This window comes from Pseudomonas sp. O230 (genome assembly GCF_045447035.1).
In the GTDB taxonomy this organism is placed as follows: Bacteria; Pseudomonadota; Gammaproteobacteria; order Pseudomonadales; family Pseudomonadaceae; genus Aquipseudomonas.
In genome coordinates this window covers 650581-669844 of sequence record NZ_JBJGXN010000002.1, presented here as the reverse complement: position 1 = coordinate 669844, position 19264 = coordinate 650581, and the positions used below count along the sequence as shown (strand labels likewise).

The 19264-nt window shown below is 59.9% G+C and carries 19 protein-coding genes; 7 read left to right on the top strand and 12 right to left on the bottom strand.

The window, feature by feature from the left end:
• Position 1 precedes the first annotated feature (1 nt).
• The 3 genes from ACI77H_RS06445 to ACI77H_RS06435 form a co-directional block, all read right to left on the bottom strand.
• Positions 2–1456 (bottom strand): hypothetical protein, encoded by a 1455-nt coding sequence (locus ACI77H_RS06445; protein WP_407011022.1) that lies wholly within the window; start codon positions 1454–1456, stop codon positions 2–4.
• Positions 1457–1646: 190 nt separating this feature from the next.
• The gene (locus ACI77H_RS06440; protein WP_407011020.1) at positions 1647–2042 is read right to left on the bottom strand and encodes a YbaN family protein; all 396 of its coding nucleotides are present in this window, start codon (positions 2040–2042) and stop codon (positions 1647–1649) included.
• Between the two features lie 10 nt (positions 2043–2052).
• On the bottom strand, positions 2053–2640 hold the full coding sequence (locus ACI77H_RS06435) for a YecA family protein (protein ID WP_008035840.1): 588 nt from the start codon (positions 2638–2640) through the stop codon (positions 2053–2055).
• Between the two features lie 1161 nt (positions 2641–3801).
• Here ACI77H_RS06435 and recQ point away from each other — a divergent pair.
• The 4 genes from recQ (at position 3802) to ACI77H_RS06415 (ending at position 8718) form a co-directional block, all read left to right on the top strand.
• Positions 3802–5928: a DNA helicase RecQ gene (gene recQ, locus ACI77H_RS06430; protein ID WP_407011019.1), complete on the top strand. Its 2127-nt coding sequence runs from the start codon at positions 3802–3804 to the stop codon at positions 5926–5928.
• Positions 5929–6059: 131 nt separating this feature from the next.
• On the top strand, positions 6060–6494 hold the full coding sequence (locus tag ACI77H_RS06425; RefSeq protein WP_407011017.1) for a MarR family transcriptional regulator: 435 nt from the start codon (positions 6060–6062) through the stop codon (positions 6492–6494).
• A gap of 127 nt (positions 6495–6621) precedes the next feature.
• Positions 6622–8385, top strand: a complete 1764-nt coding sequence (locus tag ACI77H_RS06420) for a FimV/HubP family polar landmark protein (RefSeq protein ID WP_407011014.1) — start codon at positions 6622–6624, stop codon at positions 8383–8385.
• Between the two features lie 45 nt (positions 8386–8430).
• A complete protein-coding gene (locus ACI77H_RS06415; RefSeq protein ID WP_407011012.1) occupies positions 8431–8718 on the top strand; it encodes a SelT/SelW/SelH family protein in 288 nt (95 codons plus the stop codon).
• On the opposite strand, the gene ACI77H_RS06410 is transcribed toward ACI77H_RS06415, so the two are convergent.
• Together ACI77H_RS06410 and ACI77H_RS06405 are read right to left on the bottom strand one after the other, a co-directional pair.
• Positions 8712–9605: a DMT family transporter gene (locus ACI77H_RS06410; protein WP_407011011.1), complete on the bottom strand. Its 894-nt coding sequence runs from the start codon at positions 9603–9605 to the stop codon at positions 8712–8714. The two genes, ACI77H_RS06415 and ACI77H_RS06410, sit on opposite strands and share 7 nt — an antisense overlap.
• Before the next feature lie 78 nt (positions 9606–9683).
• Positions 9684–10442: an AraC family transcriptional regulator gene (locus ACI77H_RS06405; RefSeq protein ID WP_407011009.1), complete on the bottom strand. Its 759-nt coding sequence runs from the start codon at positions 10440–10442 to the stop codon at positions 9684–9686.
• 135 nt (positions 10443–10577) lie between these two features.
• Here ACI77H_RS06405 and ACI77H_RS06400 point away from each other — a divergent pair, with 135 nt between their 5' ends.
• Entirely contained in the window at positions 10578–11393 is an 816-nt protein-coding gene (locus tag ACI77H_RS06400; RefSeq protein WP_407011007.1) for a UDP-2,3-diacylglucosamine diphosphatase, read from the top strand.
• A 142-nt stretch (positions 11394–11535) separates the two neighbouring features.
• On the opposite strand, the gene ACI77H_RS06395 is transcribed toward ACI77H_RS06400, so the two are convergent.
• Both ACI77H_RS06395 and ACI77H_RS06390 read right to left on the bottom strand, forming a co-directional pair.
• Positions 11536–12126 carry an HD domain-containing protein gene (locus ACI77H_RS06395; protein WP_407011006.1) on the bottom strand — a complete coding sequence of 197 codons (591 nt, stop codon included), beginning with the start codon at positions 12124–12126 and terminating at the stop codon, positions 11536–11538.
• Between the two features lie 43 nt (positions 12127–12169).
• Entirely contained in the window at positions 12170–12481 is a 312-nt protein-coding gene (locus tag ACI77H_RS06390; RefSeq protein ID WP_407011004.1) for an Mpo1-like protein, read from the bottom strand.
• 160 nt (positions 12482–12641) lie between these two features.
• Here ACI77H_RS06390 and ACI77H_RS06385 point away from each other — a divergent pair, with 160 nt between their 5' ends.
• On the top strand, positions 12642–13703 hold the full coding sequence (locus tag ACI77H_RS06385; RefSeq protein WP_407011002.1) for an AraC family transcriptional regulator: 1062 nt from the start codon (positions 12642–12644) through the stop codon (positions 13701–13703).
• On the opposite strand, the gene ACI77H_RS06380 is transcribed toward ACI77H_RS06385, so the two are convergent.
• Complete coding sequence (locus tag ACI77H_RS06380) at positions 13660–15114, bottom strand: TrkH family potassium uptake protein (protein ID WP_407011001.1); 1455 nt, start codon at positions 15112–15114, stop codon at positions 13660–13662. The two genes, ACI77H_RS06385 and ACI77H_RS06380, sit on opposite strands and share 44 nt — an antisense overlap.
• 122 nt (positions 15115–15236) lie before the next feature.
• Between ACI77H_RS06380 and ACI77H_RS06375 the strand changes: the two genes are divergently transcribed.
• Positions 15237–15803, top strand: coding sequence for an NAD(P)H nitroreductase (locus ACI77H_RS06375; protein WP_407010999.1), 567 nt, complete (start codon positions 15237–15239; stop codon positions 15801–15803).
• Between the two features lie 105 nt (positions 15804–15908).
• On the opposite strand, the gene ACI77H_RS06370 is transcribed toward ACI77H_RS06375, so the two are convergent.
• The 4 genes from ACI77H_RS06370 to ACI77H_RS06355 all read right to left on the bottom strand — a co-directional run bounded on the left by ACI77H_RS06370 (position 15909) and on the right by ACI77H_RS06355 (position 19212).
• Positions 15909–17249: a sensor histidine kinase gene (locus ACI77H_RS06370; RefSeq protein WP_407010998.1), complete on the bottom strand. Its 1341-nt coding sequence runs from the start codon at positions 17247–17249 to the stop codon at positions 15909–15911.
• 174 nt (positions 17250–17423) lie between these two features.
• The gene (locus tag ACI77H_RS06365) at positions 17424–17873 is read right to left on the bottom strand and encodes a Spy/CpxP family protein refolding chaperone (RefSeq protein WP_407010997.1); all 450 of its coding nucleotides are present in this window, start codon (positions 17871–17873) and stop codon (positions 17424–17426) included.
• A gap of 240 nt (positions 17874–18113) precedes the next feature.
• Positions 18114–18791 carry a response regulator transcription factor gene (locus ACI77H_RS06360; protein ID WP_407010996.1) on the bottom strand — a complete coding sequence of 226 codons (678 nt, stop codon included), beginning with the start codon at positions 18789–18791 and terminating at the stop codon, positions 18114–18116.
• Positions 18792–18798: 7 nt separating this feature from the next.
• Positions 18799–19212 carry a translation initiation factor 2 gene (locus ACI77H_RS06355; RefSeq protein WP_407010995.1) on the bottom strand — a complete coding sequence of 138 codons (414 nt, stop codon included), beginning with the start codon at positions 19210–19212 and terminating at the stop codon, positions 18799–18801.
• Positions 19213–19264: the final 52 nt, after the last annotated feature.

Below are 19264 nucleotides of genomic sequence, written 5' to 3'. Positions count from 1 at the left end.
CTCACGCGGGTAGAACTGAAATCGTCCAGGATTTGGAGCTGGGGTTTGACCCATACAATCCCTGCAGGGTGAATCGATAGACCGCGGGTCTCAACCCGGAGATGAGGAAGACACATACACCCTTGTCATTGGACTGATCTTTAGGCGGCGGGTTGGTGGCGGTGCCATTTAGCTGGACCTCCGCATTCTCGGCGGCTGTACCTCTGATGACTAAGTAACTACTCGTGGTTTTGCCCCCGTCTTCGATGACTTCATTACCTGCGCCATAGATGGAAGTGATCTCCGGTTCCTCTATTGTCGCTACCGTGAATTCATATGGGGCGGATTCACCACCTTCAGCATAGAGGGCCTTGGTGACAAGGTTATAGGACTTGGCGGACAGAGGACCTATCTGATATCGGTAGTCTCCCGTTTCTTTCACGTCGCCTTCACCCAATGCGGTGCCATCGTCCAGTACCTGGAACTTTTTGCCTTTCTCGCCTTTGCCGTTGACGAACAAGACATTGGTGGATGTGGTGCTGCCCTCTGTAATGACCTCGCCGTCAGCGTCGGTGATGTTGACGAGGGTGATCTGGATAGCGGCTCTTACACTAAATGTCCGAGGGGGCGAGGTATTAGACGGGTTATCGATCGATGATGCGGTAACACTGTAAGGGCGGTTGGATAAGCCTTTGAAAGCGTATTCCCAGTCGCCGTGTTCATTGGCCTTCGTCGTGACTGGTGTTGGAACGCCGCCCACTATCCTGATGCCTTCGTTCGTATTGGCTTTACCTTTGATGGTCAGGTTTTTCTCGAGGGTGCTCGCGCCCTCAGGCACGCTGATGTTTTCGTCAGTGAGCACGTCATCAATGCTCAGCTGGACAACTTTTCCCTTTGTAAAGGTGAAGGCCTGGGACTCTTTTCCATCAGGAGCCTGGAACTTAATCTCGTATTTCTTTTCTTCCAGCCCGCTCAAGGTGAATTTAAAGAGACCGCAGGCATCTACCGTCGCCGTTTCACTTAACTCAGTGGTGCCATCAATTACCTTGAGCGTTGCGCGCGGAGGAGCATTGCCGATGAATTCGGCGGAGGCGCCATCGTAGCTCCCACCGTTTTCAATGGGTTTCCCATCACCTGTAACGGTGTTAGTGATGGGTGTCGTGGTTATTGTGGTGAATCTCCTGGCACTGGAAAAATCATAGGGTAGATTTTTTTCTATAGCGGAAAGGACGACGCATTTGAATTGCGTCAGCGTGAACGTTTTGGTCCAAACTCCGCCAGGACCGCTTGTTACATCAGTAAATTGACTGACCCTATCGCGCAACCAGAGTGCGGTGTTCGGTGCCGCGGTGCCCCTGACGGTCAGGGTCAAACTTTCGGTGGTTACGTTTTCCCCAACGAGATTATTACGTTCATCACGGATCTCAGTGATAGTCACAGTAGCGGTTTTTCCGGGGAGCGGGGGGGTGGCGGTCATGGCGACGACTCCAGTCGTTGAAGAGGGGGATGACGGAGTGATTTAAAGAGGGAAGTGTCGGGTTGACTACTGTCATAACTAACAGGTTTTACGGTATTCCCGACGAGTGGAGCAACGTCGCCGTTTGATTCTTCAACTAAGGAGGGCACCACGGTCTGGATGAGCTAACGACTCAGGAGGAGGGAGGTGTTCAGGGGTTGCGCAGCGTTTTCTGCCGAAGAATGTATACCGTCACCAGCGTTGCGCTGGTCAGCATAAAACCGCGTGCCCACGGCAGGGGCACCAGATAGCACGAAAACAGAATACTCACCCACATCAGGCCAATGGCATACACCTTGCCCTTGAGCGGAATACCGTTGCCGTCGAGGTAGTCGCGAATCCACGGACCCAGCCGTGGGTGCTCCACCAGCCAGTTGTAAAAGCGTGGTGAACTACGGGCGAAGCAGGCGGCCGCCAGCAGCAGGAAAGGCGTGGTGGGCAATACTGGCAGGAAAATCCCGATCACCCCCAGCGCCACGCTCAGCCAGCCGATGGCCAGCAGTACGTAGCGCAACATCAGGGAGCGGTTGCCTATGGGGTTGTCCATAGGCAAAACCTTAGTGGTGACGTGGCTTGAGGATTGCCGGTTTTTCGTCTGGCGCGTTGCACAGCAGGTACAGCGCAGTCAGGGCTTCCGGGATCTGGACGATCATGTCGTCCATCAGGTTGGCGTCGGCCGCGATGTCGGAGAACTCTGGCTGTTCGTCGAACAGACCCGAACCGACCATGATCGGCAGCAGCATTTCGCTGACTTCATCTTCGGCCGTTTCGAACCAGGCCGCTTCGCGCAGGAACACGCCTTCCATGAAGCCGATGCACCAGCCACGCAGGTCGGAATCGTCCGGGTCGTCGCCGAGGTCCAGTTCGCACGGCAGCTCGAATTCTTCATCGGACGCCAGTTGGCGAGCAATGTGAGCCTTGAGGGCCAGCAGGGTGGATTCGATGGCTTCACGCTCGGTGTCGTCGGCGTAATGCGGCTCTTCGGCGAAGAGGGCGTCGATCCACTCACGGTCGGGAACGCTTTCGGAACAGATCGACAGCGCGGTGAGGTAGCCGTGGGCTGCCACGTAGTCCAGCGCCTCGTCATGCAGTTCATCGGCGTCGAGGAAGACTTGCAGGCGGGTTAGTTGCTCAGCGAAGGACATTAAAGGGCTACCTTGGGAATTAACAGATGCGGGAATTCTAGGCCTTCTTGAGCACTCAGGCCAGCCGCGCGGGATATTTGCCCCCCTGCGACCTTCCGGAACAGTGCATTTCCTGTAGGAGCCGGCTTGCTGGCGATGGCGGTTTATCCTGCGACCATTTTCTTTCGGGTGTACATATCCATTCCTGCGGTTACGGCTGCTATCGGTTTCGCCCTTACGGCGAGTCACTTGGAAAAGCGCCAAGTAACCAAGCGCTCTTGCCCCTTTCGTTCGGTGCCTCGCCATGGCTCGGCATGCCCTCGCTCCGGTCCTGCTCCGTGGGCCCGCCGCCATCGGCCATCCATGGCCGGGGGCGGCTAACCCGGCATCCATGCCGGGTTGCCCACTGCGCAGAACCTCCACTCGGCCTCTCGAGGGGGCGCTCAGATCAAAAGCTGAAGGCGAGCTAACGCTCGGCCTGATGAGTGGTGAGAAGCAAAAGCGTACGCCGATCTCTGTAGGAGCCGGCTTGCCGGCGAAAAACGCCCAGACACCGCGTTCATCCAGACAGCCCGCATTATCGTTGACGTCCATCGCTGGCAAGCCAACTCCTACAGGGGACCGCGTGAGCGTGAAAGCAGGTCGGCCCGAAGGCCGCCTCGGTTTTGATTTTGGGCGCCCCGTTAAACCTCGCTGGCCGAACGCAGGTATTGCGCAGCGGGGAAACCGGCAAGGATGCCGGTTTAGCCGCGCTGGGCCAGGGATGGCCCATCGCGGCGACCCGCGGAGCAATGCCGGAGTGAGGGCGCACCGAGCTCAAGCGAGGTGCCGAGTGGTGGGGCAAGAGCGTTTGGTTACTTGGCGCTTTTCCAAGTAACTCGCCGTAAGGGCGAAACCAATAGCAGCCGTTACCGCAGAAACGGATATGTAAACAACCCCAACCCCAACCCCCCTGATCGCGGTGCAACATGAAATATCCCACGGACTTTACATCGTGATCCTCTTCTAAGCGGCGCCCTTTGCAAGGAAGCCCTCGGGTATACTCCCGCGTTTTGTGATGCCCTGCTGGCGTCGCGGCTGAAATGTGAAGCGTCATGCAACGTGCACTTACGATTTGTCGGTGCAGCCTGCGTGGTTCTGGACCAGCCTTGCAGGGATGTTTCGGTGATTTTTGGAGTTTTTATGCTCGAACAGGCTCAACGCGTCCTCAAGGACATCTTCGGCTACGACAGTTTCCGTGGCCGCCAGGGTGCAATCATTGAGCGCGTGGCCAGTGGCGGCGACGCCCTGGTGCTGATGCCTACCGGTGGCGGCAAATCCCTGTGCTTCCAGGTGCCGGCGTTGTTGCGCGAAGGGCTGGCGGTGGTGGTGTCGCCGCTGATCGCGCTGATGGACGATCAGGTGGCGACCCTCGAAGAGTTGGGCGTCGCTGCCGCTGCGTTGAACTCCACCCTGAGCGCCGAGCAGCAGCGGGATCTCGCCGCGCGGATCAAACGCGGCGAAGTGAAGATGCTCTATCTCGCGCCGGAGCGTCTGGTCCAGCCACGCATGCTGGCCTTCCTGCAAAGCCTTGAAATTGCGTTGTTCGCCATCGACGAAGCCCACTGCGTGTCCCAATGGGGCCACGACTTCCGCCGCGAATACCTGCAACTGGGCCAGTTGGCAGAGCTGTTCCCCAACGTCCCGCGCATCGCCCTGACCGCGACTGCCGACAAACGCACCCGGGAAGAAATCGTCGATCGCCTGCATCTGCAGAATGCCGAGCGCTTCCTCTCGAGCTTCGACCGGCCGAATATTTTTTACCGCATCGTGCCCAAGGAGCAGCCCCGCAAGCAGTTGTTGGCGTTCCTCGCCGAGCGGCGCAGCGATGCCGGCATCGTCTATTGCCTGTCGCGCAAGAAGGTCGATGAAGTGGCGGTGTTCCTCAGCGAACAGGGGTTCCCGGCGCTGCCCTATCACGCCGGGCTGCCCAACGACACACGAGCCCATCACCAGAAGCGCTTCCTTAACGAGGAAGGCCTGATCATGGTTGCCACCGTGGCGTTCGGCATGGGCATCGACAAGCCCAACGTGCGCTTCGTCGCGCACCTCGATTTGCCGAAATCCCTTGAGGCTTACTACCAGGAAACCGGTCGTGGCGGCCGTGACGGTCTGCCGGCGGATGCCTGGATGGCTTACGGCCTGCAAGACGTGGTGATGCTCAAGCAGATGTTGCAGAACTCCGAAGGTGACGAGCGCCACAAGCGTCTGGAGCAGCACAAGCTCGACGCCATGCTCTCGCTCTGTGAAGAAACCCGCTGCCGTCGTCAAACTTTGCTCGCCTACTTCGACGAAGACATGCCCGAGCCGTGCGGCCATTGTGACAATTGCGTTGATGGCGTGCAGACCTGGGACGCTACCGAACCGGCGCGACAGGCGCTCTCGGCGATTTATCGCACCGGTCAGCGTTATGGCGTCGGGCACCTGGTGGATGTGTTGTTGGGCAAGGACAACGAAAAGGTCCGCAGCTTCGGCCATCAGCATCTGTCGGTCTACGGCGTCGGCAAGGCGATGGGGGAGAGCGAATGGCGTTCGTTGTTCCGGCAGTTGGTGGCTCGCGGTCTGGCCGACATCGACCTTGAAGGCTATGGCGGCTTGCGTCTCAGTGACACCTGCCGGCCGCTGCTCAAGGGCGAAGTGACCCTGGAATTGCGCCGCGACCTCAAACCGCAAACCACCGCGAAAAGCAGCAAGAGCCAGGCAAGCCAACTGGTTCGCGGCGAAGAACGCGAACAGTGGGAAGCCTTGCGCGCCTTGCGCCGCAAGCTCGCCGAGGAACATGGGGTGCCGCCGTACGTCATCTTCCCCGACTCGACCTTGCTGGAAATGCTCCGCAGCCAGCCGACGTCGCTGTCGGAAATGGCCACGGTCAGCGGCGTCGGTGCGCGCAAACTGGAGCGTTACGGCGAGGCCTTCCTCGAAGTCCTCGGTGGCCAGGTCGAGGCACCCAAAGTGGTGGCCGACGTGCGCCACGAATTGATAACGCTCGCCCGGGCCGGTATGACACCGCTGCAAATCGCCGGACAGCTGCAATGTTCGGAAAAGAATGTTTACACGATGCTCGCCGAGGCCATTGGCAAGCAGCAGTTGTCGCTGGAGCAGGCGCTGGATCTGCCCGAAGACTTGATGGGTGAAGTGCAGGACGCGTTCCTCGACGGCGAGGGTGAATTGCCGCCCGTGGCGGAGATTGCTGCGCTGTTCGCCGGTCGCGTGCCGGAAGGTGTTTTGTACTGTGTTCGAGCCGCGCTGCAGTCGGAATTCGAGATCTGAGTTTCAAATCCCGGACAGGGATGTATTGATGTAACGATTCAGTACAGAGCAAGCCTTGCCTCTGACTAAGGGTCATGCTTAGCTGACTAATAATTAGTTTTTCTCTATTTCAGTCTAACCATGAGTGTTTTATGCCGTTAACCGATCAACACCGCTTTGGCATGCAACTGGCCCAGATGTCGCGCGGGTGGCGTGCCGAACTGGACCGTCGTCTGGCCGGCCTGGGGTTGTCCCAGGCGCGCTGGCTGGTGCTGCTGCACCTGGCGCGTTTCGAGGAGGCGCCGACCCAACGTGAATTGGCGCAAAGCGTCGGCGTCGAAGGCCCGACCCTGGCAAGGCTGCTCGACAGCCTGGAAAGCCAGGGCCTGGTTCAGCGCCAGGCAGTGCTGGAAGACCGTCGGGCGAAAAAAATCGTCCTCTGTGCCCCGGCCCGTCCTCTGATCGAACAAATTGAAACCATTGCCACGCAACTGCGCCACGAGCTGTTCGATGGCGTCGATGAGGCGGATTTGAAGGTCTGCATGCGTGTTCATGGGCACATTCTGGCCAATCTGGAAAAATCTTGAGGCATAAGCAGGCGCCAGCTTTTTGAGATACCCCGTTGGGCAGACTATAAAGAACTACAAGGCGATATCGTGTTCGTACCGGATGTGCGAACACGCACTGGTTGGTCTGGTTATCTAAGGGATGCTCATGCTCGAGAGTTGGCACGTTGTATTGCGGTGTTGCGCCAGGCTGCTGCTGGCCGGTGGGGCGGTCACCTACTCGGCATTGGCGCCTGCATTGGGCCTGGGTGAGATCACCCTGCATTCGGCGCTCAATCAACCGTTGCGCGCCGACATCGCCCTGGTGGATGCCGCCGGCCTTGAGGAGGGCGAGCTGTCCGTCAGCCTGGCGACGGCAGACGAGTTCAGCCGTGCCGGTATCGAGCGGGTCTTTTTTCTCAATGACCTGAAGTTCACGCCGATCCTGCGGGGCAACCGCAGCCTGATCCGGGTCAGTTCCAACAAGGCGGTCGACGAACCCTTTCTGAATTTCCTCGTGCAGCTGAATCAGCCCAACGGGCGCGTGCTGCGCGAGTACACCGTACTGATTGATCCTCCGGGAGCTCCGGGCATTGTTCCGGTCGCTGACGAACCGGCCGCCCGTTCACCGAACTCTCCGTTCCCGAGCGTTACACCTGCCGTTGCGCCTCCACCCGCCACGAAGAAAATTGCCCAGCCGAAGGTCGAGCCACCGGCCGCTGTACCGGTGATTGATCCTGCCGCAGAACAGCTGGCTGCCAGCGTGCTGCAAAATCAGCAACTGCAAAAAACCGTCGATGAGTTGAATGCGAAGCTGCAGGCTCAGGACGAACAGATCGCCGGTCAGAAAAAACAGCTCACCGAGCTGCAAACCCGTTTGGCGGAGGTCCAGCAAGCGCCGTCGGTCACGCCGCAAGCAGTGGTGCCCGCCCCGGTCGTGGCGCAGGAGCCCGAGGCTTTCAACTGGCCGCTGATTATCGGGTTGCTGGCGCTGCTGGGGTTACTGTTGCTGGGGCTGTTTGTTCGTCGGCAACGGCAGCAGGTTCAGGCGTTGCCCGAAGATCCCCCGGTTTTACCGCCGCGACAGGAACCGGTGCTCAATCCAACCGTGGCGCCGGTGGCGAAGCCCACTCCGTCGAATCCGGCGCTCGACCACCATGACGAGACGCCGTCAGGCGATGTGCTGGAAGGTGTGGGTATCTACCTGGCCTATGGCCGCTTTTCCGAAGCAGCGGGTTTGTTGCGCGATGCCTTGGAGAAGGCGCCACAACGCACGGACTTGGCCGTGCAATTGCTGGAAGTCCTCGGCAAGCAGGGGGATGTTCCAGCCTATGACGCTCAGGAAAACAGCCTGCGTGACGCCGGGTTCGATTCTCGGCAACTTCAGGAAATTCGTGCCCGCTATCCGAAACTGAACAGCGCGGTGCCCGAGGCTGCGACGACAGTTATCGCAACACCGGTAAAAACCGAAGAAGCGCCCGGCGATGAGTTCCAGCTGAATCTGGATGACCTGTCGATGGATTCGAGTTGGGACCTGATCAGTCCATTCGAAAACACTAAACCCACGGACAGACCGCCCAAGGCAGAGGAGCCGGCGTTCACCTCGAACCTGCACGAGTTGCCCGATGTGTTGGAGATGCCCGAAGAACCGACCCTGGACGAGCCCGAGCTGGAATGGATCGCTGAACCGCACGCACAGTCTCTGGACGATGATTTTCTTGAGGGGTTCAGTGATGGCGGTCAGTCGCTTGACCTTGAACCTCTGAACCTGGAACCGGGGGAACCGACCCGCGCGGGCAAGCTCGAACAGGCCCAGACCTGTATCGATGAAGGCGATCTCGACAGCGCCATCGAGCTGCTCAACGAGTTGCTCAAAGAGGGTGATGAGCAACTCAAACAGACTGCGCGGACTTTGTTGGCCGGTATCCGCTGACGCTCTATCATGGCGCGGCCCCTTGGCTCAGGAGTTTCGCCCGTCATGACCGCGCATAAACCGGAAATCGTCATCACTTACTGCACACAATGCCAATGGCTGTTGCGTGCGGCCTGGTTGGCGCAAGAACTGCTCAGTACCTTTGGCGACGATTTGGGCAAGGTGTCGCTGGTGCCCGGCACCGGTGGGGTTTTTCATATTGTCTGTGACGACGTGCAGATCTGGGAGCGCAAGGCTGACGGCGGTTTCCCTGAGGCCAAGGTGCTCAAGCAGCGGGTCCGCGATCAGATCGATCCGGGCCGCGACCTTGGGCACAACGACCGCACTCAGTGAGACGCGGCTTCGGCAGCGACCGCTTTCTTGCTTGAACCGCCCGAGAGTCTGCTGGACACCACGATCGCGACGATGATCAACGCGCCGCCGATCAACATCCGCAGCGTCGGGTTTTCATCGAACAGCAGCCAAGCCATGGTGATGCCGTAAACCGGCTCCAGGGCGAACACCACCGCAGCGGTCCGCGCCTTGATCACCGCGAGGCTGGCGACGAACAGACTGTGAGCGACACCGGTGCAGAATACCCCGAGCAGGCCGATCCACAGCCAGTCGATGGTGCGTACTTCGCTCAGTTGCGGTGCGGCCACCGGCAGCAAACACAACGCGACCACCACGTTCTGACACAGCGCAGCCTGTACCGGCGGAATTCGTCCGGAACTGGCGCGGTTGGTCAGCGACAGCAACGCGAACAGCAGACCTGAACCTACCGCCCATAACAGGCCGGTGGTGGCGCCGCTGGCCAGATCGAAGTCAGGCGTGACCAGCACCAGCCCGACACTCACCAGCACCACCAGCAAGATTTCATTGGCGCGAATCCGCTCGCGAAAAATCAACCCTTCCAGGATCACGGTGAACGCGGGGAAACTGGCGAAACCGAGGGTCGCGATCGCCACGCCCGCCACCTTTACCGCAATGAAGAAACTCACCCAGTGCCCGGCCAGCAGCAAACCGCTGAGCAGCAATCGGCGCCAGTCCACGGCGTCGAGTTTTTGCCAGCGGGTGTGGCTGGCGAACTTCGCGAAAATGGCCAGGGCGAGCACGGCAAAGGCCGCACGACCGAAGACGATAACGGCGGGGGAGGCGGCGGCCAGTTTGCCGAACACACCGGTCAGGCCAAACATCAATGCGCCGATATGCAGTGCGCCCAGGGCGGTACGGGGAGTCATTGCGATCCTTAATAAACACAACCGACAGTGGTGCAGTCTAGAGCGCTGCCGGCACGCCTGTCTGTCGCCAGACTCGCATCATTTGTCGCCAGCCTCGCGCCGCAGTTTGCCGGGCGAGGCACCGAACTCCCGCAACACTGCAGCTGAAAATGCACTTTGAGAGCTGTAACCGACCCGACTGGCAATTTCGCCTATGGGCAACGTCGAATCGCGCAATATGGCCACGGCCCGGTGCAAGCGACGGCTGCGGATATAGTCCATCGGCGTCTGCCCGCATTCCGCGACAAACCGCGCATGCAGCCGAGCGCTGGACAGACCGGCAATCCGCGCCAGATCGGCCACCTGCAGCGGGTAGGCCGCGTATTGATCGATGTGCGCATTCAATGCGGCGTATGGCAGACGCCGGCCGCCCACCCCTGCGCTTTTGGCGTTGTTGAGACTGGCCAACAACAGCACCGCGCCTTGTTGCGCAATCAGCGGGTCGCTGATCTGACTGCCCGCCAGCCAACTGACCAATTGGCTTTGCCCGGCATCCAGCGGCAGGCGCCCGGCGTTGTCGAGCAAACGGCGGCTGGCATCGGCGTGCTCGCCAAGGGACTGAGCCACCCATTGATCGCTCGGTACGTCCAGCACCAGGCAGCGGCTGCCATTGGCACTGCCACAGGCATGATGGAAACCGGACGGGACCACGACGAAACTCTGCTGAACCACCTGACTGCCACGCCCGTCGACTTCGAAATCCAGCGCGCCCGACAACCCGAACACCAGTTGCGCGTGGTCGTGGCTGTGGACGATCAGGTCGTGAGTGTATTGGCGCAGCGTGAGAATCGGTCTCATCGCAGGTCTCCCGATTAAGGGCGCCAGTCTACACCGCGAGCACTCACGTGCGTTGTCACCGGACTGACTTGTCACTGTCATGGGCGATTAACCCGACCGGCGCAAGCTTGCAAAAACAATCGCAGAGGGTTGCCCATGACCAGCGCCGAGCTCGCCAAACCCAGTCGTAAGCAACGTGTGCGGACCTTGTGGATTTCCGATGTGCATTTGGGCACACGGGATTGCCAGGCCGAGCACTTGTCACAATTTCTCAAGGGCTACCACGCGGACAAGATCTATCTGGTCGGCGACATCATCGATGGCTGGAAACTGCGCGGTGGCATGTACTGGCCTCAGGCGCACACCAACGTGATCCGTCGCCTGCTGACCATGAGCAAGCGCGGCACCGAGGTGATTTATGTCACCGGCAACCACGACGAATTCCTGCGCCGTTACTCGAAGCTGATTCTGGGCAACATTCAGTTGGTGGACGAAGCGGTGCACGTGACCGCCGACGGCCGTCATTTGCTGGTGATCCACGGCGACCAGTTCGACGTGATCACTCGCTATCACCGCTGGTTGGCGTTCCTCGGTGACTCGGCCTACGAATTCACCCTGACCCTCAACCGCTGGCTCAACCATTGGCGCGCCCGCTATGGCTACGGCTACTGGTCCTTGTCGGCGTACCTCAAGCACAAAGTGAAAACCGCGGTCAGCTTCATCAGCGATTTTGAAGAAGCCATCGCCCACGAATGCGTCAAACGCGAGTTGCACGGTGTGGTGTGCGGGCACATTCACCATGCCGAGATTCGCAAGGTCGGCGGGGTGGATTACCTCAATTGCGGGGATTGGGTGGAGTCGTGCACGGCGCTGATCGAGCACTGGGATGGTTCGATCGAGTTGTACCGGTTGGCGGATGCCCAGGCGCGGGAGGCGGAGTTGAAAACCGTTAAAATCGCGGAGCCGGCTTGAAAGTCAGGATGTCGGCGCTGGCCTCATCGTGGGCAAGCCCGCTCCCACAGGATTCTCGGGCGTTCACAGATTTTGGGTTCACCCCAATTACTGTGGGAGCGGGCTTGCCCGCGATGAGGCCAGACCAGACACCCCTGATTCATCAGGCCGGCGCGTGCTCCTCCATCGCCGCTGTGTAAATTGAATGCTTGGGATGAGCAAACAACCGCTCCATCATCGGCTCAAAGAAACTCAGCGGCAGCGTTTCATACGCCGGATCAAACGCCGCCGCATCGTACTTCGCGCAGAATTCGATGGTCGCCTGATACTGCGGATGCCCGCTGAATTGCTCGCGTAAATGCCGGTCCATCCCCAAGTGATGGAAAAAGTAGTAACCCTGGAAAATCCCGTGTTTCTCCACCATCCACATATTCTCGGCGCTGACGAATGGCTTGAGGATCGCCGCCGCGATGTCCGGGTGGTTGTAGGAGCCCAACGTGTCACCGATGTCGTGAAGCAGGGCGCACACCACGTACTCTTCGTCGCGACCATCGCGCCAGGCGCGGCTGGCGGTTTGCAGGGAGTGAGTTAGACGATCCACCGGGAAGCCGCCAAAATCACCCTCAAGCAATTTCAGGTGCGCCACAATCCGTGTCGGTAATTGCCTCGCGTAGGCACTGAAGTCGGCGGCGATGATCGCCCAGTCTTCTTGCGTGCCGTCCTGCATGTGGGTGAAACGGGCGTTGGCATTCATCGGCTAGTCTCTCTTTGTTTTTATTTCTGAACAGCGGCTGCACCTAGAACGGTACGCGACCTAGAATCATGTCGCGGTACATCACGAAATCGCCGAGCAGGCTGTAAAACGGATGCTGAAAGGTTGCAGGACGATTCTTTTCAAAAAAGAAATGCCCGAACCAGGCGAAGCTGTAGCCCGCCAGCGGAATGGCCAGCAGCAGCAACCAGGCGCCTTTACCGATGGTCAGCGCCAGAATGAAAATAACCAGCGTTGTGCCAATAAAGTGCAATCGTCGGCAGGTACTGTTGCTGTGTTCGCTGAGGTAATACGGGTAAAACTCAGCGAAGCTGTTGAAACGCTTGATGTTTTCCACGACTGCGATCTCTGTGGTTGCTGTTCTGGCTGCAAGTTGTTCTGCGGGTAGCTTATTTGAGTCTAGAGTGATCATTGGTATCAGCCAGTGACAATGGGCGCCACTTTAGTATCCTTCGGAAATTGGCCGTAGCATGCGGCTCACCATGTAAGTAAACGCCATGAGCGAACGAACGACTTCTGCAAGCTGGGCGATGGGGATTGTCAAAGCACTGGAGATGGACGGCCTGGATTGCCGGGTTCTGTTCAAACAGCTGGGGCTCGACTACGCGTCCCTGGACGATCCGGATGCGCGCTTCCCGCAAGATTCCATGACACGACTGTGGCAGCGCGCGGTCGAGCTGTCCGGCAACCCGGCGATTGGCCTGAACATGGGCAAGGTGGTGAGGCCCGCGTCCTTCCACGTGGCTGGGTACGCCTTGATGTCCAGTCAGACCCTGGCCGAAGGCTTTCAGCGGCTGGTGCGTTATCAGCGGATCATCGCCGAAAGTGCCGACCTGAGTTTCCGTCTGCTGGATGAAGGGTATGCACTGATTCTGACGGTCCACGGCGACCACCTGCCGCCGACCCGGCAAAGTGCCGAAGCCTCGCTGGCCTGCGCGCTGGCGCTGTGCGGCTGGCTGACCGGGCGCACCCTGCAACCGCGCAAGGTGCTGGTGCAGGGCGAACAGCCCGCCGATCTCGAACCGTATAAACAAGCCTTCCATGCGCCGCTGGTGTTCAACGCGCCCTATGACGCGCTGATTTTCGAGCGCTCTGACATGGAGGCACCGTTGCCGACCGCCAACGAGGCCATGGCGCTGCTGCATGACCGCTTTGCCGGGGAATACCTGGCGCGGTTTTCCGAAAGCCGCGTGACCCACAAGGCGCGTCAGGTATTGTGCCGTTTACTGCCCCAGGGCGAGCCCAAGCGCGATACCGTGGCGCAGACGCTGCACTTGTCGCAACGGACGTTACAGCGGCGTTTGCAGGAAGAGGGCACGAGTTTTCAGACGTTGCTCGATGACACCCGGCGCGAACTGGCGGAGCAGTATCTGGCGCAACCGAGCATGACCCTGCTGGAAATTGCCTACCTGTTGGGGTTCGCTGATCCGAGCAACTTCTTCCGCGCCTTCCGACGCTGGTTCGATGCCACCCCCGGCGAGTACCGGGTGCGGCTGATGGATTCGCCGAACCCGGTCAGTGACGCCAGAACGCCGGAATACACAGAACAAACACCGTAATGATCTCGAGTCGGCCGAGCAGCATGCCGAACGACAGAATCCACTTTGCGGCATCCGGCAGGGTGGCGAAGTTGCCCGCCGGGCCAATGGTCTCGCCCAGTCCCGGGCCGACCCCGGAAACAGTACTGGCGGCGCCGGTCAGCGCGGTCATCCAGTCGACGCCGAGCAGCGACAGCAGCAGGGCGATCACGCAGATGGTAATGGCGAAGAAGAACGAAAAGGTCAGGATCGAACGCACGATCTCTTCGTCGAGGCGATGGCCGTTGTACTTCTGCTTGATCACCGCGCGCGGGTGAATCAGCTGGTTAAGGTTGGCCTTGAGCAGAATGTAGGCGACCTGGAAACGGAAAATCTTGATCCCGCCCGCAGTCGATCCCGAGCAGCCGCCGACAAAACCCAGATAAAAGAACAGCATCAGCGAGAAATTGCCCCAGAGGCTGTAGTCCCCGAGTGCGAAACCGGTGGTCGTTACCACTGACGTCACGTTCAGCGCCACATGCCGCAATGCGTCCAGCCAATGCAGCTGGGTGGTCCACCAGTACCAGGTGCCTAGCACCAGCCAGGTCACCAGCAACATGCCGAGCAAGCCTTGCACCTGCTGATCCTTGATCAGCGCCCGACGGTTACCGCGCAAGGTCGCCACGTACAGGGTGAACGGCAAGCTGCCGAGAATCATGATGACGATCGCCACCCAGTGCACCGCCGGTTGCGTCCACTTGGCCAGTGACTGATCGGAGGTGGAAAAACCGCCGGTGGAAATCGCCGACATCGCGTGGTTGATCGCATCGAACGGACTCATCCCGGCCCACCAGAACGCCAGGCTGCCGAAAATGGTAATGCCGACGTAGGCCGCGACGATCAACCGCGCCACCATGTGCGAACGGGGCATGACTTTTTCGGAACGGTCCGACGACTCGGTCTGAAACAGCCGCATGCCACCGATGCGCAGCAGTGGCAGAATCGCGACGGCCATGCCGATAAAGCCGATGCCGCCGATCCAGTGCAGCAACGAGCGCCACATCAGGATGCCGGGAGACATGTCATCGAGATGATTGAGCACCGTTGAGCCGGTGGCCGTAATCCCGGACATGCTTTCGAAGAACGAGTCGGTGTAGCTGATGTGCTGGGTCAGCAGGAATGGCAGCGCCGCGAATATGCACACCACCAGCCAACTGCTGACGGTCAGCAGGTACATGTCCCGCGGGCGCAGGTGCACCTGCTCGGGGCGACCGGGGATCACCAGCGCCAAGCCGGCGACAAAGGTGATCATGCTGGCCCAGAGGAACGACGGCAGGTCGCCGGTGCGATCGAAAATAACCAGGGTGGCCATGGGCACGACCATGGCGATCGCCAGCGTGATCAGGAAGAGGCCGATGATGAAACCAATGAGACGTAAGGTCGGCAACGCCATGAAGTCCGCTCGGGCTGAAAGTAGGAAGGGCGCCATTCTACCCGTGGGGCAGGGCATGTAAACCGGCATCCCCGTGGCACTTGCAGCTAGAATGGCCAGACATTTTTTTCAGGAGGTGGCCGATGCAGGCTCTCGACGCTTTGCTCAACCGTGTTTCCGTTCCACGACTGATCGACCCGGCCCCTACCGTGCAGCAGCGCGAAGTGCTGTTTAACGCCGCAATGCGGGCGCCTGACCACGGCCACTTGCAGCCTTGGCGCTTCCTGACAGTCGAAGGCGCTGCGCGTGAGCAAATGGGCGAGTTGCTGGCCGAAGCCGCGAAACTGCAAGACAGTGATGTGTCCGAAGCGGCCTTGGACAAGGCGCGCAATGGTCCGCTGCGCGCACCGCTGGTGGTCGTGGTGATCGCGCGGTTGCAGGATCACGCCAAGTACCCAAAGTCCGAGCAGTTGCTGGCGGCGGGTTGTGCGGCGCACGGGATTTTACTGGCGGCCTACGCGCAAGGGATTGGCGCGGTTTGGCGCACTGGTGAGTTGGCGTATTCGGCACATGTGGCCAAAGGCTTGGGCTTGGCGGAAGGGGAAGAGGTGATTGCGTTCCTGTATCTGGGCACGCCGCAGAAAGAACCGCGGGTAGCGGAGAAGGCTGATCTGGCCGAATTTGTCAGCGCCTGGCCCGGCAAGGCCTGACACCGCCGATCAATGTGGGAGCGGGCTTGCTCGCGAAGGCGGTGTGTCAGAAAACAATGATGTCGACTGACCCACCTACGCGAGCAAGCCCGCTCCCACAAAGGATCACGGTTGGACGACGGCCCCCGGCACTAACGGTAATTCGAGGCTGGCGATAAACCCGCCATCCGGATGATTCGCCAACACCAGGCTCCCGCCATGCCGCTCCGCCGCTCTGCGTGCAATGGCCAATCCCAAACCGTGCCCGGCCGCCGTCTGCCCCGGCGCCCGATAAAACGGCTCACCCAACTGACTCAAATGCTCGGCATCCACGCCGGGTCCATGGTCGCGCACACTCACCACAATCCGCTCACCCTGACGCACCGCCTGCATTTCAATCGATTGCCCCACCGGGTTGAAGCGCTGGGCGTTGCGCAGCAGGTTGTCCAGGGCACGCTCGATCATCGTCGGCCAGCCTTTGAGATTCAGCTGCGGTTCTGCGTCGAGGCGAACGTTCTGCTCCGGCGAACCCAGTTGTGCATCCTTTTGCAGGGTGTTGAGCAGCGCATTCAGATCAACGTCTTCCGCGCTGGCGTTGTCGGCATCGACCCGCGCCAGTACCAGGATTTCGCTGATCAGCGCTTCCAGTCGGTCGCACTCGCGTGTCAGGCGCGGCCAGAGTTTTTCCCGTTCCTCAGGGTTGGCCCGTTCGGCCAGTGCCAGCGCTATGCGCAGCCGGGCGAGAGGGGAGCGCAACTCGTGGGACACATCGCGCAACAGTTGGCGCTGACTGCCGATCAAACTTTGCAGGCGTGAGCCCATGCGGTTGAAATCGTTGGCGAGCACGCCGAACTCATCGCGACGGTTGGCCAGTTTCACCAGACTGTTCTGTTGATAGGTGGTTTGCCCAAGATCGTGCACCGCGCCGCGCAAGCGGCTTAGCGGTCGGGTGATGGACAGGGTCACGAACAGGCTGAACAGGGTCAGCACCACGAGCGCGATGCCCAGTGCACTCAGTGGCCAAAGCAGGCTTTCGCGGTGCCATGAGTCCAGCTCCGGGTGCGGAATGCGATAAATCAGCAGGTAGGTGTCGCCAGTTTTTTCGCTGGTGTACTCCGCCGTCAGGCGACGCCACGGCAGACGCCGGTCATCGTTGTTCTGCCGTGCTTCGAAGGCGGCCGCGCGGCGCGGAAAGGTGCCGCGAACGACCGGGTCGCCGCTTTCGTTGAGTACCTGAACGTCGATGTGATACTGGCGTTTGCGCTGTTCGAGAATGTCCTGGGCGGCTTCTTCGCCCTGGGCTTCGTAGGTTTGCGTCCATTCTTCGGCCAGGGTGTTGAGGCCCGGGTGGCGGCTGAGAATCCACGCGTCTTGGTTGAGCATGTGTCCGAGCAAAATGGACAGCCCTGCCACCAGAGCGATGGCCAGCCAGAAGCTGGCCAGGATACGCCAGAACAATGAGCGCACAGAAAATCCTCAAAAAACACAGACCAGTGTGGGAGCGGGCTCGCTCGCGAAGGCGGTGTATCAGTAGACATCTCCGTATCTGACACACCGCTTTCGCGAGCAAGCCCGCTCCCACATAAATCGAGTGGTGTCAGACCCAACGGTGGTTCAGCCGTTGGGTCCTGGGTCAGCGCATTATTGCGCTTTTTGCGGTTGCTGCGCTTTCCACGCTTTGAACTCAGCCCATTCGGCACGGCGCTCAGCCTGTTTTTTCTCGATCTCGTCGAATTTCTTCTGTTGATCCGGTTTCAGCACGGCGCGCACATCGGCTTGAGCTTTCTGATGTTTAGCGACCATTTCGTCTTTCATGGCTTTCTGGTCGGCTGGCGAGAGTTTTTCCAGGTATTTGTCGACCAGGTGCTTACGATCATGCATCTGTTCGCCCATGATCTTGCGGATCTGCTCGCGCTGTTCGCGGCTCAAATCCAGTTGGCTGTACGGGCCACCTTTACCGTGCTCGTGCATCTGACCGCCGTGGCGCGGGCCGTCCATCGGACCACCCATCGGACCGGCGCCTTCAGGCATGGCCATGGCAACGGTTGGCAGGGCGGCAGCGAACATCAGAGCGATAAGAGTCTTGCGCATGGTGAATCTCCTTGTCTCGTTCCCGGTACGTTCCGGATGAATACAGATTACGGAGATCAAGGTCAGCGGCGGTCAGCGGAGCGTAAAGCTTCGGTAAAGACGGTTTTGTACCTTCCTGACAAACTCTGCCTGAAGCAGCACCTGACCTGTGGGAGCCGGCTTGCTGGCGATGCAGACGACGGGGTGTGTCAGATACACCGTTATCGCTGGCAAGCCAGCTCCTACAGGGGGCAGAGGATTTCAGAGGCTGTAGTAGTAGCCGCGGCTGCGCAGGGCGACGATGCGCGGGCGGCCGTCGGGGTGGGGGCCGATTTTTTTGCGCAGGTTGCTGACGTGCATGTCCAGGCTGCGGTCGTACAAGGTCAGCTTGCGACCGAGGGCGATCTGCGCCAGTTCCTGTTTGTCCAGCGGCTCGCCCGGTTGTTTGAGTAATGCTTCGAGCAAACGACTTTCGGAGACGGTGAGGGTGAATTCCTGTTCATCGATGCTGACGACGCCACGCACCGGGCTGAAACACAGGTCGCCCAATTCGAGCTGGCTGGACACCGCCGCCGGATGACTGCGGCGCAAAACGGCGCGCAGGCGGGCGGTGAGTTCCCGTGGATCGCACGGTTTGGCCAGGTAATCGTCGGCGCCGAGTTCCAGGCCGAGGATGCGGTCCAGGGGCTCGCCGCGGGCCGAAAGCATCAGCACCGGCAACTCAGGGTGGTCGCTGCGCAATTGCTTGAGCAGTTCCAGGCCGCTGCCGTCCGGCAGCATCACATCCAGCACCACCGCCGCAGGGGATGTTTCGGCCAACGCACGACGAGCACTCTGACCGTCGTGGCAAGCCCGGACCTGAAAGCCTTCCTGGCTCAGCCAACTGACCAGCAGCTCACACAGCTCCTGATCGTCATCAATTAATAACAGCTCGCTCATGACTCACTCAATTTAGCCATTGTCGACGTTTTCGACTTGCACCACTGGCGAAGATACCGCAGAGCAGGGCCAATAGCGCAACTCCCGCACCGATCACGAACCATTGCTGCTGGTCTGTCAAAAAGCGCGGCAGCGGACTGCTGGCCTGGGCTTCCTTGAGTTGCAGCTTCAGACGCTGATTCTCCTGGCGCAACCGGCTCAACTGGGCGCTTTCGCGTTCGCCATCGGCACTTTGCAGTTGTTTGCTCAGTTCTTCTCGTTGCTGTTCGCTCACCTTCAAGCGTTGCTGCAACTCGCTGATCTGGCTCCCGGCGCTCAAGGACAGAGGCGTCGAATTGCCACTGGCGGCACTTTCCTCACCGTGGGCGGGCGCCACGATCGACAACGTGACCAACATCAGACACAACGGACCTTTGCGCATCGGAGCTCCTGAATCCAATCGATTATTGGGCAGGTTGTCGGCAGGCAAACGA

Coding starts and splice junctions, on each gene's coding strand:
- ACI77H_RS06445 (WP_407011022.1), bottom strand. CDS start 1,456: ATGACCGCCACCCCCCCGCTCCCCGGAAAAACCGCTACTGTGACTATC.
- ACI77H_RS06440 (WP_407011020.1), bottom strand. CDS start 2,042: ATGGACAACCCCATAGGCAACCGCTCCCTGATGTTGCGCTACGTACTG.
- ACI77H_RS06435 (WP_008035840.1), bottom strand. CDS start 2,640: ATGTCCTTCGCTGAGCAACTAACCCGCCTGCAAGTCTTCCTCGACGCC.
- recQ (WP_407011019.1), top strand. CDS start 3,802: ATGCTCGAACAGGCTCAACGCGTCCTCAAGGACATCTTCGGCTACGAC.
- ACI77H_RS06425 (WP_407011017.1), top strand. CDS start 6,060: ATGCCGTTAACCGATCAACACCGCTTTGGCATGCAACTGGCCCAGATG.
- ACI77H_RS06420 (WP_407011014.1), top strand. CDS start 6,622: ATGCTCGAGAGTTGGCACGTTGTATTGCGGTGTTGCGCCAGGCTGCTG.
- ACI77H_RS06415 (WP_407011012.1), top strand. CDS start 8,431: ATGACCGCGCATAAACCGGAAATCGTCATCACTTACTGCACACAATGC.
- ACI77H_RS06410 (WP_407011011.1), bottom strand. CDS start 9,605: ATGACTCCCCGTACCGCCCTGGGCGCACTGCATATCGGCGCATTGATG.
- ACI77H_RS06405 (WP_407011009.1), bottom strand. CDS start 10,442: ATGAGACCGATTCTCACGCTGCGCCAATACACTCACGACCTGATCGTC.
- ACI77H_RS06400 (WP_407011007.1), top strand. CDS start 10,578: ATGACCAGCGCCGAGCTCGCCAAACCCAGTCGTAAGCAACGTGTGCGG.
- ACI77H_RS06395 (WP_407011006.1), bottom strand. CDS start 12,126: ATGAATGCCAACGCCCGTTTCACCCACATGCAGGACGGCACGCAAGAA.
- ACI77H_RS06385 (WP_407011002.1), top strand. CDS start 12,642: ATGAGCGAACGAACGACTTCTGCAAGCTGGGCGATGGGGATTGTCAAA.
- ACI77H_RS06380 (WP_407011001.1), bottom strand. CDS start 15,114: ATGGCGTTGCCGACCTTACGTCTCATTGGTTTCATCATCGGCCTCTTC.
- ACI77H_RS06375 (WP_407010999.1), top strand. CDS start 15,237: ATGCAGGCTCTCGACGCTTTGCTCAACCGTGTTTCCGTTCCACGACTG.
- ACI77H_RS06365 (WP_407010997.1), bottom strand. CDS start 17,873: ATGCGCAAGACTCTTATCGCTCTGATGTTCGCTGCCGCCCTGCCAACC.
- ACI77H_RS06360 (WP_407010996.1), bottom strand. CDS start 18,791: ATGAGCGAGCTGTTATTAATTGATGACGATCAGGAGCTGTGTGAGCTG.
- ACI77H_RS06355 (WP_407010995.1), bottom strand. CDS start 19,212: ATGCGCAAAGGTCCGTTGTGTCTGATGTTGGTCACGTTGTCGATCGTG.